Genomic DNA, 14,213 nt, shown 5'->3' with positions numbered 1-14,213 from the left:
TAATTAATCACTTGTAATAGGGAAAGAACAGGTAAGCTGCTCTCTTTATTTTTTATTAGTTTTTCCGTTCGACGATAAAACTCGCTAATTGTTTAAGCGTGGTCGTATCGTACTCGTATTGCTCAAGAAACGCTAAGGCATCCAGTGCTTCGTTATACAATTCCTGTGCTTTCTTTTGAGCTTGTTCTAACCCAAGAAGTGCAGGATATGTACTTTTTCCTGATTCTTGGTCACTACCTTGACGTTTTCCAGTTTCTTCAGTACTGCCAATGACATCTAAAATGTCATCTTGTACCTGAAATGCAAGGCCAATAGAGTGGGCATATTTATCTAGTGCGGGTAATACATCATGGCCTTTTGAGCCAGCACTAAATGCGCCTAAGCGAACAGCTGCACGAATTAATGCACCTGTCTTGTGTAAATGGATTTTTTCAAGAGATGCGAGATCTATCGATTTATCTTCGGCTTCAAGATCAAGTGCTTGACCTCCGCACATACCAGCAAGTCCGCTGGCTGTTGCTAATTCAGCAATCATTGCAACACGATCGGCCATTGCAACATCAGGCATTGGATTTTTTGCTAAGATCTCAAAGGCGAGTGTTTGTAATGCATCGCCTGCTAAAATTGCGTTGGCTTCACCAAACTCAATATGGCATGTAGGTTTACCACGACGTAAATCATCATTATCCATCGCAGGCAGATCATCATGAATAAGAGAATAGGCGTGGATACATTCTACTGCGGCGGCAGGTGCATCAAGGTTAAGTGTAGGGACTTTAAACATTTCCCCCACAGCATAAACAAGGAAAGGACGTAAGCGCTTTCCACCTAAAAGAGCACCATAATGCATGGCTTTAGCCAGAGGCATGTCGGTAAAAGGCAAAGCGGATAGCGCTTGGTTTAATGCATCATCAACTCGCTGGTGGGCGGAATCTAATTTATGACGGAACGCATCCGTACTTGAAGTTGCGTTACTCAATTATTCTGCCTCTTGGATAAAATCATCAGGAGTTGCGTTATCATCTTCTTTAAGAAGAATACGAACACGCTGTTCAGCGTCTTGTAATGTTTTTTGTCCAACACGGGCTAGACGAACGCCATGTTCAAACTCATTAAGCGCTTCTTCTAAAGGGAGTTCACCGGATTCTAAACGGTTTACGATTTGCTCAAGTTCTTGCATAGACGCTTCGAAACTTGGTGCTTGTGCGATGTCTTCGTTAATTGGTGTCGTTTTCTTAGCCATAATATTTTTGATAATAAAGCATGTTAGCACTGAATAATAGCGATCATCTTACTACAATTAAGAAGAAAATTTCTTATTCAGTCGATGATTTTTGCGGGTGAGCCCTAAATATTGGTGATATACTTTGTGACTTTTATAAACTCCAGTCAATTTACATCACTGTAGTTTATGTTTCTACTTAATAACCTATGACCATTGACTATGAAGTTTATTATTAAATTATTCCCCGAAATTACGATCAAAAGCCAATCAGTTCGTATACGTTTTATCAAGATCCTCACTAGCAATATTCGTAATGTACTTAATACATTAGGTGATGAAATCACTGTTGTCCGTAATTGGGATAACATTGTTGTTGTCAGCAAGGATGAAAGCAAAAGTGAAGCAGTATGTGATGCATTAACACGTATTCCTGGTATTCACCACTTTCTACAAGTAGAAGAGCATCCGTATACTGATCTACACAATATTTTTGAGCAAACTTTTGCAGCATTTAAGCATTTAGTTGAAAACAAAACATTTTGTGTTCGTGCCAAACGTCGTGGTAAACACAGTTTTACTTCAAATGAAGTCGAGCGCTATGTTGGTGGTGGTTTTAACCAACACATTGAAAGCGCAAAAGTGAAATTAACCCGTCCAGATGTCACCATTAATTTGGAAATTGAAGATGACAAACTTATTCTGGTAAATGCGCGTTATGAAGGTATTGGCGGTTTCCCAATTGGTACACAAGAGGATGTTTTATCACTGATCTCTGGTGGTTATGATTCAGGTGTATCGAGCTATATGTTAATGCGTCGTGGTAGCCGAGTTCACTATTGTTTCTTTAACTTAGGCGGTTCTGCTCACGAAATTGGTGTTAAACAAGTTGCGCATTATTTATGGAACCGTTTTGGTCGTTCACATAAAGTGCATTTCGTTGCTGTTGATTTTGAGCCTGTTGTCGCAGAAATCTTAGAAAAAGTCGATGATGGTCAAATGGGTGTTGTATTAAAACGTATGATGGTACGTGCAGCATCAAGAGTGGCAGAGCGTTATGGTGTTCAAGCAATTGTTACAGGCGAAGCATTAGGGCAGGTTTCTAGCCAAACCTTAACTAACTTACGTTTAATTGATAATGCGACAGACACGCTAATTTTACGCCCTCTTATCACTCATGATAAAGAAAACATTATCAATATCGCACGTCAAATTGGTACAGAAGATTTCGCTCGCACAATGCCTGAATTCTGTGGTGTGATTTCAAAAAGCCCAACAGTGAAAGCGGTAAAAGCGAAGATCGAAGCAGAAGAAGAGAAGTTTGATTTTTCTATTCTTGATAGCGTTGTTGAAAATGCTAAGAATATGGATATTCGTCGTATTGCCGAAGAAACCGTACAGCAAGTTACTGAAGTTGAGATGGTCTCTGAGTTTGGTGCTAACGACGTTATTCTGGATATTCGCTCACCAGAAGAGCAAGAGAATTCACCATTAAAGATAGAAGGTATCGATGTTAAAGAACTACCTTTCTATAAACTAAGCACTCAGTTTGGTGATTTAGATAAAGCAAAAACCTATTTACTCTATTGTGATCGTGGAATGATGAGCCGTTTACAGGCGCTTTATTTACGCGAACAAGGTTTTGAGAACGTTAAAGTCTATCGTAAAAAATAATATATAACATTTATATTGTTGATAAAAAAGCCACTATATAAGTATAAGTGGCTTTTTAATTGGTTGTTGATAATGATTTATTAAAAGAGACTTTGAAATTCTTCAGCTCTTTTTCTAGCACAGCTAAAAATGATGTTTTTGCTATTTCATGGGCATTCGGTGACATAATAGCAATAATTTGATATCTGTCAGGGTTGAGCCAATGCTGGCAGTAAACTAAGTAATGATTAGATTTTCTTTGTATTTGTGGTGTTCTTTTATTACATTCAGGCTCAATTGGCATTCTAATATGTATTTTAGAAATGAGAGATTGACATAATTTAGCATTACTTTCCCATCGACCATCAGCACCTAAATAATTAGATAATATTTTCTCTTTTTTCCAGAGCTTTAATAAGAGAGCATACTCATTAGCGATAGCTTTATATTCAATATCAGGATGTATTGATATTTGAATCATAAAATATTAATTGCTATCAAATTTAGGTGTATCAAGCCCTAATTTAGTATGCTCAGATTGTATTAATTTTCTCATCTCAGCATCTGTTATATTGGGTTTTTTATTCGTTGTTTTTAATGGCTGATGAGTTTGTTCTATAAATGAAACAATCTCAGCTAATGCACTTCTATATATTGCTAATGAGTGGCCAAATAAAAGAATACTCTGTTTTTTTGAGATATCATTATTTGAAAATGAGATAAGGACATTTTTTATATCACCTAAAGAGGTATCTATATCTTTTATATTTTTATTTATTTGTTCATAGATGTGTTGGCTAATAAATAAACTTTCATGATTTTCCCACTCTTCTCTTAATCTGTTTAAATCACTATTGAGTAATTCAGCTAAATTGTTCATTTTTTCAGTAGCATCATTAATCGGAATAGCAATAATTTGATTAGATTTAGGGGATGCAAAAGAGTATTGAACATTAGGGGGGAACAATGATTGTTTATGTCTAAAACTTTCCGCTGGGACAGTGGCTAATCCCATAGAAATTAAAGTAACAAGTCTAGGTAATTTTTTATGAGATTGCAGAGTTTTCATTTTGCCACTTCCTTTAGAAATTGGCTCTATCTTAGCCTCTTAAGAATTATTTTTAAATCTGATAAGCAGAAATAACAACCGAAATAAGTCTTAAAAATTAATCCCCAACTAATAAATAATATATTAATTAATAATGTGATTTTATTTAGTGGGGATGTTTTTTAGTATATGTGTAACTTAATTACCTATCCCCAAACCCTGTAAATTCATCTTGGTAATTATAAATACCGGGTGGCAATACAAGTTGTTTAGCAACATCTGCGGCAGCTTCTTTACCTTTTAAACGTTCGATAATTTTTAGTGCAAAATCAATAGATGTTGCAGGCGCTTGGCTAGTAATTAAGTTAACTCTTTCATCAAAATAGACTCGATAATCAACCCATTTTTTCGGTGATATTTTATCTTTTAATGCAGGAAAACCCGTCATATTGCCAATGGGGAAAATATTGTGAGACTCAAGAATAATGGCTGGTGCTGCACAGATGGCTGCGACAAGTTTATTCTCACTGTGCATACGGCGCACTTTCTCAACCACTAAAGGGCTGTCTCTTAAGGTTTCAGTACCTTGTAAACCACCCGGTAGAATAATAACGTCGTAGTGATGATCAACGACACGAACTAAAGGTGCATCAGCTACAATTTTAATACCACGAGAACAAGTGATAACAAGATCATCAACATCATCTTCTGCACTTGCAAGCACAACATTAATACCGGCTCTTACCAGCAAATCTGCGGTGGTAACGACTTCGGTTTCTTCACTTCCATTAGCTAGGCAGATGAGCGCTGATATGGTCATAATTGCCTTCCTGTTGTTTAATAAATTGAAAAAGGCGGTTATTTTCGGGTAATACAAGCCCTTGCTCTGAAGCTCGACGTAATAAATAACCAGTAATATAGTCAATCTCTGTATGGCGTTGATATCTCACATCTTGATACATAGACGAATAATTATTTGCTGTTTGTTCTATCGTATCAATAATATAGCCATGAAGATGGGCTTGAGACGTTGGTACAACTCCTTCACGCTCCATTACTAAATAAACTTCATCGCATATTTTTTGAATATGTTCAGGATAACGCAATAAATCCCCATTACGGCATTGATAGTAAACGGTAAGAGGGTTAATAACGCAATTAACTGCAAGTTTTAACCAACTAATCGTATGGATATCATTATGCCAAGCGACGTCAGGTAAGGCATGATGCAAGATTTCTGCTAAATAACTGTATTGTTGGGCTGCATGATTTAATGGACCTATATGTGTTATTCCAGTTGCTGTATGAATAACATCTTGGCCTTGTTGGTAAGCACCATGAGTAATAATGCCTTGTAAAATAGGTCTGATAACAGGGTGTTTGGTTGCGGTTAATTCATCAGCAGTACCCATACCATTATGAATTAGTAAAATAGGGCACTGTGCAGAAAGATAAGGTAGTAGCGCATTAACCGCATCTGATACTTGCCAAGATTTTAAGCAGACAATTAATAATTCGCTTTGTTTTAACCATTCAAGTTGATTTGCGGTAATACGTTGATAAAAAGGCTCGCCATTAATGTTATCAACATTCACGTCTAAAAAAGGCTGAGGCACTCTTAGCCAACCTTGTACTTCATGAGATTGAAGTGTTAAAGCGGCAACCCAAAGTTTACCAATCGAACCACACCCTAAAACGGTAATTTTCATTGTGCCTCTTTTTACAAATCGTAATAGCGTAAGGGGGCTACTGACGGTCATTAGACTATTTAGCTAAAATTATAACATTGATTACACTTCTCTGTTTAAAGTATGTTTGCGCTTTACTGTAAAGGGATAAATTTGTTATTGAATGTGCAATGCTTTTTTGCAACCCTAAAAGAAGCTATTATTCGGGTTGTATTTATTTATTGAGGAAGAAAGAATGCCATCTTTTGATATCGTATCTGAAGTTGACTTACATGAAGTGCGTAACGCGGTAGAAAACGCACAACGTGAACTGACTACTCGCTGGGATTTTCGTAACGTTGAAGCAAGCTTTGAATTAAACGAAAAAGCAGAGTCAGTGAAAACGACTAGTGTATCTGAATTTCAGGTTCAACAATTATTAGATATTCTGCGTGAGAAAATGGCAAAAAGAGGGATTGATGGTGCGGTATTAAATATCCCTGAAGAGATGACTCACAGCGGAAAAATGTACAGCGTAGAAGCTACCTTAAAGCAAGGTATTGATACAGCCTTAGCGAAAAAAATTGTTAAGCTGATCAAAGACAGTAAATTGAAAGTTCAGGCCCAAATTCAAGGCGAGCAAGTTCGTGTTACAGGTAAATCGCGTGATGACTTACAAGCTGTGATGAAATTAGTAAGAGAAGGCGAGCTAGGGCAGCCATTCCAATTTAACAATTTCCGTGACTAATTGTTTACCCCTTTAGTCATACAAAAATGCGCTGTTGAACCAGCGCATTTTTATTTCATCTAGTAAGTTTATTGATCTTCAAACTAAGGGGATCAGAGCCTCTAATGTTGCTCTTGGCGTCTGTTTAGTATCAACCTTGATATAGGCACTTTGTTCGTCCGCCATAATCACAACTTCATTGACACCAGGTTGTTGCTTAAATAATTGTTGTAGTTGCTGTTGTTGGCTTGAAGATAAACTTTCAGGTAATTCAACACGTAAACTACTGACATAAGAGGGTTGGCGTAATGTTAGGCTAATAAAAAACCAAATAAGACCAATCAATAAACAGCCTAAAAATACAATCTGCGCACTATAATGCTGGTAAAGCCATCCTCCTAATATTCCGCCTAATGCCACACCTAAAAATTGGCTGGTGGAATAAATTCCCATTGCTGTGCCTTTATAACCTGCTGGTGCTTCTTTACTGATTAATGAAGGAAGAAGTGCTTCCATAATATTAAATCCAATAAAGAAAACTTGAATACCCGCAATAATTAACCACAAGCTTGAGCCTGAAATAATCAAAATAGCTTGAGCAACAATAAGTAAGGAAATACAGAATAAGAAAACTTGTTTCATTTTTCGTTTTTTTTCTGCATAGATAATAAAAGGAAGTACAGTAATAAAGGCAATAAGCATGGTGACTAGATAAACAATCCAATGTTTTTCTTTCGCTAAACCTGCGCTACTCATAACCAGCGGAAGTGCAACAAATGCGGCCATTAATAAAGTATGTAGTGAAAAAATACCTGTATTCAATTTAAGAAGTTGTGCATCAAATAAAACTTTTTTTACGCTACCACGAACAAAACCTGACTCTCGATTAAGAATATGGTGTTCACTATTTGGCACAGTAAAAAGCGTAATAATAATGCCACCAAAAGCGAGTAGGGCAATTCCCCAAAACAGGCCATGTAAACCAAAAATATGCGTTAAAATAGGCCCTAAAACTAAGGCTAAAGCGAATGTTATCCCAAAGCTAATACCAATAAAGGCCATTGCTTTTGTTCTATTTTGTTCTCGTGTTAAATCTGATAATAAAGCCATTACTGCAGCTGAGATAGCTCCCGCTCCTTGTAATGCTCTACCAATAATAATGCCGTAGATATTGTCACTGAGAGCCGCAATCAGACTACCTATAATAAAAATAATTAAGCCAAAAACAATCATAGGTTTTCGACCAAATTTATCAGAGAAAATACCAAAAGGAATTTGGAATATAGCTTGTGTTAATCCATAAATACCGATGGCTAATCCAATGAGAGATTCTGTTGCGTGTTGTAGTTGAAGCCCGTAGGTGGTTAAAACTGGGAGTACCATAAACATGCCAAGCATGCGAAGAGAAAAAACGGTGCCTAGTCCCCATGTTGCTTTACGCTCTAATGGGGTCATTTTATTATCATTCATGGATTACCTCGTATTACTGATACCTCCATTGTAATGACATTTTCTAGTGAGGTTAATCAATAAATGGGATACAAAAAAGACAAAACTGTACTGATATCATGCGAAGTCGTAAAAGAGATAAAAAAATACCAGTCAGAAGGCTGACTGGTATTTAGGTTACTTTAATAAATACATTATCTTAGATACGCAAGAACCGCTTCTGTTGAGCTAGTTGGATCAACAGACATCATTACGCTTAATGAAGTGATTGCGACAATAGAGAAAATAAATAATTTTCGTGCCCACACAATATCATTGGTTGCTTTATAACCCGATAAAGCCATGCCTAACCACCAAATACTGACGGCTGAAGCCACAATCAGATATTTATAGCCTGCATAACCCACTAATGTCAGCATTAAGGTTGCAATCATAAACGCCAGAATATAAAGAATAATATGACGTTTAGCGACTGAGATCCCTTTAATTACAGGCAATACCGGGATATTTGCAGCTTGGTAGTCTTTAAAACGGAAAATAGCAATGGCATAAGAGTGAGGCATTTGCCACAAACTAAAGATAAGTAATAGGATTGCCGCGCCTGCATCAAATTCACCGCTAACGGCACAATAACCGATAACAGGAGGTGCAGAGCCAGATAAGCTACCAATCAGTGTGCCATAAACAGACTTACGCTTCATATAGAGGCTATAAACCCCAACATAAATAATAAAACCGAATACAGCGATAAACATTGCAAGTGGGTTGGCTGCTACATAGAGCAGCACAACACCTGCAATACCTAATACTGAGGCATATATCAGGCTAACTTGAGGGTCAATTAATCCTTTAACTAATGGGCGGTTCTTCGTTCTTTCCATGATACGGTCAATATCACGGTCAATGTAGTTGTTAAAAACACAACCAGAAGCAACGACCAGAGACACCCCAAGTAGCGTCGCGAAAAATAGGGAGTAATCAATCTCACCTTTAGAAGCGAGCAGAAAACCACCTATTACAGAAATTAAATTTCCGAAAATAATTCCTGGTTTGGTGACTTGTAGGTATTGCTTAATCATAGCGACAACTCTTAATCCATCATCATATTGATGTTCAGGTTGTACATAATCCACAACGAGCCTACGACAACAATGCCGATAATAAGCAGTGTGAACAGGAATGCGACGACGTTCCAGCGCTCTTCTGATGACGTATTCATATGCAAGAAGCAGACTAAGTGAACCACAATTTGCACAACTGCCATACCGACAACAGTCCATAGAATTGTTGCTGGTGTCGCTGTTCCTTCCATCACCATCCAAAATGGAATAACGGTGAGGATAACAGACAGAATAAAGCCAATCAGATAAGACTTCATGCTGCCGTGGCTTGCGCCTGAAGGAGAAGTATTTGGATGACTCATTACATCGCTCCCATCAGATAAACTACGGTGAACACACAGATCCAGACAACGTCAAGGAAGTGCCAGAACAGACTTAAACAGCTTAAACGAGTACGGTTAACTTCAGTTAAACCACGGCGTGATACTTGGATCATCATAATAACAATCCAAATTAAGCCAGCCGTTACGTGAAGACCGTGCGTTGAAACTAATGCAAAGAATGCAGATAAGAATGCACTGCGATCTGGGCCATAACCTTCTGCGATTAGCTCATGGAATTCGTAAACTTCCATGATGACGAAACCTAGGCCGAATAAGAAAGTAACAAATAACCACAGATTAACTTGGCTAACGCTACCTTTATTCATGCTCAGCATAGCGAAACCAAAAGTGATACTACTAAATAGCAGTAAGAAGGTTTCAACTAAAACAAACGGTAAGCTAAAAATTTCTTTACCTGAAGGGCCATCCGCAATCCCGTTAACAAGCACCGCATAAGTGGCAAATAAGCTGGCAAACAGGATAAGGTCGCTCATTAGGTAGATCCAGAAGCCGAAAACTTTCGTCGCTCCTGCATCGTGGTGCCCATGATGCTCATGGGCGTTTGTGTTATTTACAGTTTGAGTAGACATTATTTCACACCTGCTTTTTTCAGTTCTTCATAATGCTTATTCTCGAGAGCTTCAATTTCAGGTACTTGGACATAGTAATCCACATCTGTATCAAAGCTTTTCACGATCCAAGTGACAATCATGCCAGCGAAACCAACGATAGCTAACCACCAGATATGCCAGATCATGGCAAAACCAAGTACTAAGCTGAATGCTGAAATAATCACACCAGCGCCTGTATTTTTAGGCATATGGATTGGTTCGTATTTAGTTGGACGCTGATAAGCTGTGCCTTTTTCTTTTTGATCCCACCACTCATCACGTGTTTGAACATTAGGTTCAACGGCAAAGTTATAGAAAGGAGCAGGTGAAGAAATTGACCATTCCAGAGTACGTCCGCCCCACGGATCTCCCGTTAAATCACGGTTTTGATCACGGTCACGGATACTGACGTAGATCTGGACAACTTGACAAGCGATACCGATAGCAATCAGTGCAGCACCACCCGCAGCAACCATCAGCATTGGATGGAACTCTGGGTTGATGTTTTGGCTGATACGACGAGTCATACCCATAAAGCCAAGAATGTACAGTGGCATAAAGGCCATAAAGAAGCCGATAAACCAGAACCAGAATGCACGGATACCCCATTTTTCATTCAGTGTGAAACCAAATGCTTTAGGGAACCAGTAAGTCATACCAGCGAAGCAGCCGAATACCACACCACCGATAATAACGTTATGGAAGTGAGCAATTAAGAATAAGCTGTTATGTAGAACGAAGTTTGCACCCGGAACGGCTAACAGAACCCCAGTCATTCCCCCAACAGAGAAGGTGATAAGGAAACCGATAGTCCACAACATTGGGCTTTTATATTCGATACGGCCTTGATACATCGTAAACAGCCAGTTAAATATTTTAACCCCTGTTGGTATAGCGATGATCATCGTGGCGATACCGAAGAAGGCATTGACGTTGGCACCAGAACCCATAGTAAAGAAGTGGTGTAACCAAACGATAAATGACAACACGGTAATAACGACAGTTGCACCAACTAATGAGGTATAACCGAATAACCGTTTTTTAGAGAATGTTGCTGTAACTTCAGAGAACACACCAAATACTGGCAGAACAAGGATATAAACTTCTGGATGACCCCAAGCCCATACAAGGTTGATGTACATCATCATGTTACCGCCCATATCATTGGTAAAGAAGTGCGTACCAAGATAGCGGTCTAAAGTTAACAACGTAATAGTGACTGTTAAAATTGGGAATGCAGCGATAATCAGGACGTTAGTACATAAAGCAGCCCAAGAGAATACTGGCATTTTCATCATGCTCATACCCGGCGCACGCATACGCAGGATAGTCGCGAAGAAGTTAACCCCTGTTAGAAGCGTACCAATACCGGATATCTGTAAACTCCATATCCAATAATCGACCCCGACTCCTGGGTTATATTCCAGACCAGAAAGTGGTGGATAAGCTAACCAACCTGTTTGTGCGAATTCACCAATACCTAAAGAAAGGTTGATAAGTACCACACCAACTACAAAGAACCAGAAGCTCAGTGAGTTAAGGAATGGGAATGCCACATCACGAGCACCGATTTGTAACGGTACAACAAGGTTCATCAGACCCACAACAAAAGGTGTTGCCATGAAGAAAATCATGATAACGCCGTGTGCGGTAAAAATCTGATCATAGTGATGAGGTGGTAAGAAACCAGCTTCACCAGCAGAGGCGAGAGCTTGTTGGCTTCTCATCATAATCGCATCGGCAAAGCCACGGAACATCATGACCATTGCAACGAGGATATACATAATACCAATTTTTTTATGGTCAACGCTGGTTAACCATTCGGTCCACAACCATTTCCATTTACGAAAATAAGTTAGTGCGCCAACAACAGCAAGCCCACCAAGAACAATACCGAGTAAAGTAACGACGATAATTGGTTCATGTAGCGGGATTGCATCAAGAGTTAATTTTCCGAACATGCCTTTATTCCTCTGCTCCTGCATGCGCCGCATGGCTCATGTTCATATTCATTGTTGCATCAGCATGTGCTGTCTGATTGCCACTGGTGTGAGCGCCATGACCTGTGTGACCAAATTTAGAGATGGTCTCTTGGAATAACATTGGCTTCACGCTTGAATAGTAGGTCACTGGATTTTTCTGGCTTGGTTTAGCAAGTTCATTAAATGCAGCGGTCGTATTTAACGTATCTGACGATTGTTTGACTTTTTCAACCCACGCATCGAAACCGGCACGATCAGGTGTCGCAATCGCTGTAAATTTCATATCAGAGAAACCGTGCCCACTATAACTTGCTGACATCCCTGGATATTCGCCAGGCTCATTAGCAATTAAGTGAAGTTTGGTTTGCATTCCTGCCATCGCATAGATTTGTCCACCTAAGCGAGGGATAAAGAATGAGTTCATGACAGAGTCAGAAGTGATTTTGAAATTAACAGGAACATTAGTAGGGAAAGCCAGTTCATTAACTGTTGCAATGCCTTGTTCTGGATAGATAAATAACCATTTCCAATCCATTGAAACAACTTCAATGGTGACAGGTTTTTCTGTGGACTCTAATGGTTTGTAAGGATCAAGCTCATGGGTTGTTTTCCATGTAATGCTCGCCAAAATCACAATAATGATAATTGGCACTGTCCAAACGACGAGTTCAATTTTATTTGAGTGAGCCCAGTTTGGGCGATAGGTGGCTTTAGTATTGGATTCACGGTAGCGAAAAGCGAAAACAATCACCATCAGTATTACCGGTATCACAACAATTAACATTAAACCAAGCGCAATGAGGATTAATGTTTTTTGCTCAGCGCCGATAGCGCCTTTGGGATTCATTAACGCCATATCACAGCCACTTAATAGAAGAGCTGCTGCTAATAGCGAGAGTGTCCCAATACTTTTTATGTATTTCATAAGTCTCATCCAACGACCCAAATGACAAAGGTTCTATTGTTGTTTCATCAGTATCAGTAAGGACATTTTACGGTAAGGTTGCGACAGTGTAAACAATTGTAATGGTAAGTAAGTGATTGGTTGGTCTTTTGTGTTAATGTGATCACAAGTAATCAAAATATTAAATAAATGTTAATTTAATTATTGTGAATTAACTATAATTTCATAAAGTACCATGTTTTTAAAATAAATACATATTTTTACAAATAAAAATGCAATAAAAAGTGTAAGAAAACGTATTCTGATTAAAAAAGTAACAAATTAGAGGTCGGAGGAGAGTTGATAGGTAAAATCCTTTTTATATTGATGTTTAATATCTATATTTGATGCTTGTGTGATTTTTAATATGGGTAATTAGTGATTTGATGAATGTTTATATCCAATGAGAAATATTTTCATTAAGTGATAAAAAGAGGTTACAGCGGATAAAAATCGATCCGCTGTAATAAAAATTAACAATTTCCTATCAGAAGTTATATTTCAAGCTATATACAATGCCATCTTGCAGAAAACTCTCTCCTAGCTTTTTATAAGCATAACGATACTGAATTCCAGTAGTGATAGATGTTGTCGGATGCCACCAAATGGCTAAAGCGCCATTAATGCCATTTTTACCTCCATTGCCATAACGTTTGTGTCGTTGGAATTCCATTTCATGCCAGTTTGTTAGGCTAAACTTTTGATTTTTTATATTAAAATCATATCCAGCAACCCAACCAGTCACATAACCGTTGTTACCTGAATATTTAGATTGATCGACATAATGAAGGGCAATAAAAGGTTTAAACCATAAATTAGCAATTTGTGTGTTATAGCCAAAGCCGTAAAGTGTATTTACTTCATGGAAGTTACCACCATATTTTTTACCAGGGAGTGACCATGTACCATAAACATGCCCATATAAATTAAAGTTACTTTTGCCTAAATAAATACGAGCAGTACTTTTAATGGTATAGCGCTGATTATCGCCCGGATGAGTTTCTTTTTTATTAAAGGGGTTCTCTAAATCGAAAAAGCCATAAAACTCTCCCCATGAAAAATTAGCAGCACCTTCAAGTTCTAAGTAGGCAAAATCATCTTTATGGGAAGTTTTGCCTGTTTTGTGTGTTGTATGTGTTGTCCAATCCAAGTAGTTAATACTAGCGCTTGCAAATCCTCCTAAATAACTTGCCTGAGAAGGTAAAGAGAATGTTGTTGCGATGACAAACAAAAATGATTTTTTGATCATAAATTATCCCGATGGCTCATGGCCGATTATGGTTGCGGTGAATGTTCAGTTTTTCTTTTTTATTAGAATAATAAACTATAAAAATCCTTTTTATGGAAATTTGAGTTTAAAATAGGATCTATTTCTAGAATTTTGATATTAGTTTAAAAAATGAGAAATTTTGTATTTTTTTATTTTATTTTTTGAATTAATAGCAAAAATAAAAAAGGAGTTTTTGA

General features: G+C 38.0%; 15 protein-coding genes. 2 read left to right on the top strand and 13 right to left on the bottom strand.

Annotated elements, in window-relative coordinates; genetic code table 11:
• Window positions 1-55 precede the first annotated feature (55 nt).
• Both ispA and xseB read right to left on the bottom strand, forming a co-directional pair.
• Complete coding sequence (ispA, locus tag GTK47_RS18190; protein ID WP_165125829.1) at window positions 56-979, bottom strand: (2E,6E)-farnesyl diphosphate synthase; 924 nt, start codon at window positions 977-979, stop codon at window positions 56-58.
• On the bottom strand, window positions 980-1,243 hold the full coding sequence (gene xseB, locus GTK47_RS18185) for an exodeoxyribonuclease VII small subunit (RefSeq protein WP_023580876.1): 264 nt from the start codon (window positions 1,241-1,243) through the stop codon (window positions 980-982).
• Between the two features lie 201 nt (window positions 1,244-1,444).
• Here xseB and thiI point away from each other — a divergent pair, with 201 nt between their 5' ends.
• On the top strand, window positions 1,445-2,896 hold the full coding sequence (gene thiI / locus GTK47_RS18180) for a tRNA uracil 4-sulfurtransferase ThiI (protein WP_165125827.1): 1,452 nt from the start codon (window positions 1,445-1,447) through the stop codon (window positions 2,894-2,896).
• A 55-nt stretch (window positions 2,897-2,951) separates the two neighbouring features.
• On the opposite strand, the gene GTK47_RS18175 is transcribed toward thiI, so the two are convergent.
• The 4 genes from GTK47_RS18175 to panE all read right to left on the bottom strand — a co-directional run bounded on the left by GTK47_RS18175 (window position 2,952) and on the right by panE (window position 5,632).
• On the bottom strand, window positions 2,952-3,356 hold the full coding sequence (locus tag GTK47_RS18175; protein ID WP_165125825.1) for a type II toxin-antitoxin system YafO family toxin: 405 nt from the start codon (window positions 3,354-3,356) through the stop codon (window positions 2,952-2,954).
• A gap of 6 nt (window positions 3,357-3,362) precedes the next feature.
• Window positions 3,363-3,944: a hypothetical protein gene (locus GTK47_RS18170; protein ID WP_165125822.1), complete on the bottom strand. Its 582-nt coding sequence runs from the start codon at window positions 3,942-3,944 to the stop codon at window positions 3,363-3,365.
• 181 nt (window positions 3,945-4,125) lie between these two features.
• Window positions 4,126-4,743, bottom strand: a complete 618-nt coding sequence (gene yajL / locus GTK47_RS18165) for a protein deglycase YajL (RefSeq protein ID WP_165125819.1) — start codon at window positions 4,741-4,743, stop codon at window positions 4,126-4,128.
• A complete protein-coding gene (panE, locus tag GTK47_RS18160) occupies window positions 4,712-5,632 on the bottom strand; it encodes a 2-dehydropantoate 2-reductase (protein ID WP_165125816.1) in 921 nt (306 codons plus the stop codon). The genes yajL and panE overlap by 32 nt, the downstream gene beginning before the upstream one ends.
• Before the next feature lie 214 nt (window positions 5,633-5,846).
• On the opposite strand from panE, the gene GTK47_RS18155 reads away from it, so the two are divergent.
• Window positions 5,847-6,338 carry a YajQ family cyclic di-GMP-binding protein gene (locus GTK47_RS18155; protein ID WP_072063676.1) on the top strand — a complete coding sequence of 164 codons (492 nt, stop codon included), beginning with the start codon at window positions 5,847-5,849 and terminating at the stop codon, window positions 6,336-6,338.
• Window positions 6,339-6,416: 78 nt separating this feature from the next.
• Here the strand turns inward: GTK47_RS18155 and GTK47_RS18150 are convergent, their stop codons facing one another.
• The 7 genes from GTK47_RS18150 to GTK47_RS18120 form a co-directional block, all read right to left on the bottom strand.
• A complete protein-coding gene (locus GTK47_RS18150; RefSeq protein WP_165125813.1) occupies window positions 6,417-7,787 on the bottom strand; it encodes an MFS transporter in 1,371 nt (456 codons plus the stop codon).
• Window positions 7,788-7,960: 173 nt separating this feature from the next.
• Window positions 7,961-8,845, bottom strand: a complete 885-nt coding sequence (cyoE, locus tag GTK47_RS18145; protein WP_109371714.1) for a heme o synthase — start codon at window positions 8,843-8,845, stop codon at window positions 7,961-7,963.
• A gap of 11 nt (window positions 8,846-8,856) precedes the next feature.
• Complete coding sequence (locus tag GTK47_RS18140; RefSeq protein WP_006535101.1) at window positions 8,857-9,189, bottom strand: cytochrome o ubiquinol oxidase subunit IV; 333 nt, start codon at window positions 9,187-9,189, stop codon at window positions 8,857-8,859.
• Entirely contained in the window at window positions 9,189-9,800 is a 612-nt protein-coding gene (locus tag GTK47_RS18135; RefSeq protein ID WP_036932890.1) for a cytochrome o ubiquinol oxidase subunit III, read from the bottom strand. Before GTK47_RS18135 ends, GTK47_RS18140 begins: the two co-directional genes overlap by 1 nt.
• Window positions 9,800-11,782 carry a cytochrome o ubiquinol oxidase subunit I gene (cyoB, locus tag GTK47_RS18130; protein ID WP_088493686.1) on the bottom strand — a complete coding sequence of 661 codons (1,983 nt, stop codon included), beginning with the start codon at window positions 11,780-11,782 and terminating at the stop codon, window positions 9,800-9,802. The genes GTK47_RS18135 and cyoB overlap by 1 nt, the downstream gene beginning before the upstream one ends.
• 4 nt (window positions 11,783-11,786) lie before the next feature.
• Complete coding sequence (cyoA, locus tag GTK47_RS18125) at window positions 11,787-12,737, bottom strand: cytochrome o ubiquinol oxidase subunit II (protein ID WP_088493685.1); 951 nt, start codon at window positions 12,735-12,737, stop codon at window positions 11,787-11,789.
• 496 nt (window positions 12,738-13,233) lie between these two features.
• Window positions 13,234-13,995 (bottom strand): outer membrane protein OmpK, encoded by a 762-nt coding sequence (locus GTK47_RS18120; protein ID WP_165125810.1) that lies wholly within the window; start codon window positions 13,993-13,995, stop codon window positions 13,234-13,236.
• Window positions 13,996-14,213 lie beyond the last annotated feature (218 nt).

Origin of the sequence: Proteus sp. ZN5 (assembly GCF_011046025.1) — a bacterium.
Taxonomy (GTDB): Bacteria; Pseudomonadota; Gammaproteobacteria; order Enterobacterales; family Enterobacteriaceae; genus Proteus.
The sequence above is the reverse complement of the archived record's forward strand: the minus strand, read 5'-3'. Positions and strand labels throughout refer to the sequence as shown.

Coding starts and splice junctions, on each gene's coding strand:
- xseB (WP_023580876.1), bottom strand. CDS start 1,243: ATGGCTAAGAAAACGACACCAATTAACGAAGACATCGCACAAGCACCA.
- thiI (WP_165125827.1), top strand. CDS start 1,445: ATGAAGTTTATTATTAAATTATTCCCCGAAATTACGATCAAAAGCCAA.
- GTK47_RS18175 (WP_165125825.1), bottom strand. CDS start 3,356: ATGATTCAAATATCAATACATCCTGATATTGAATATAAAGCTATCGCT.
- GTK47_RS18170 (WP_165125822.1), bottom strand. CDS start 3,944: ATGAAAACTCTGCAATCTCATAAAAAATTACCTAGACTTGTTACTTTA.
- yajL (WP_165125819.1), bottom strand. CDS start 4,743: ATGACCATATCAGCGCTCATCTGCCTAGCTAATGGAAGTGAAGAAACC.
- panE (WP_165125816.1), bottom strand. CDS start 5,632: ATGAAAATTACCGTTTTAGGGTGTGGTTCGATTGGTAAACTTTGGGTT.
- GTK47_RS18155 (WP_072063676.1), top strand. CDS start 5,847: ATGCCATCTTTTGATATCGTATCTGAAGTTGACTTACATGAAGTGCGT.
- GTK47_RS18150 (WP_165125813.1), bottom strand. CDS start 7,787: ATGAATGATAATAAAATGACCCCATTAGAGCGTAAAGCAACATGGGGA.
- cyoE (WP_109371714.1), bottom strand. CDS start 8,845: ATGATTAAGCAATACCTACAAGTCACCAAACCAGGAATTATTTTCGGA.
- GTK47_RS18140 (WP_006535101.1), bottom strand. CDS start 9,189: ATGAGTCATCCAAATACTTCTCCTTCAGGCGCAAGCCACGGCAGCATG.
- GTK47_RS18135 (WP_036932890.1), bottom strand. CDS start 9,800: ATGTCTACTCAAACTGTAAATAACACAAACGCCCATGAGCATCATGGG.
- cyoB (WP_088493686.1), bottom strand. CDS start 11,782: ATGTTCGGAAAATTAACTCTTGATGCAATCCCGCTACATGAACCAATT.
- cyoA (WP_088493685.1), bottom strand. CDS start 12,737: ATGAGACTTATGAAATACATAAAAAGTATTGGGACACTCTCGCTATTA.
- GTK47_RS18120 (WP_165125810.1), bottom strand. CDS start 13,995: ATGATCAAAAAATCATTTTTGTTTGTCATCGCAACAACATTCTCTTTA.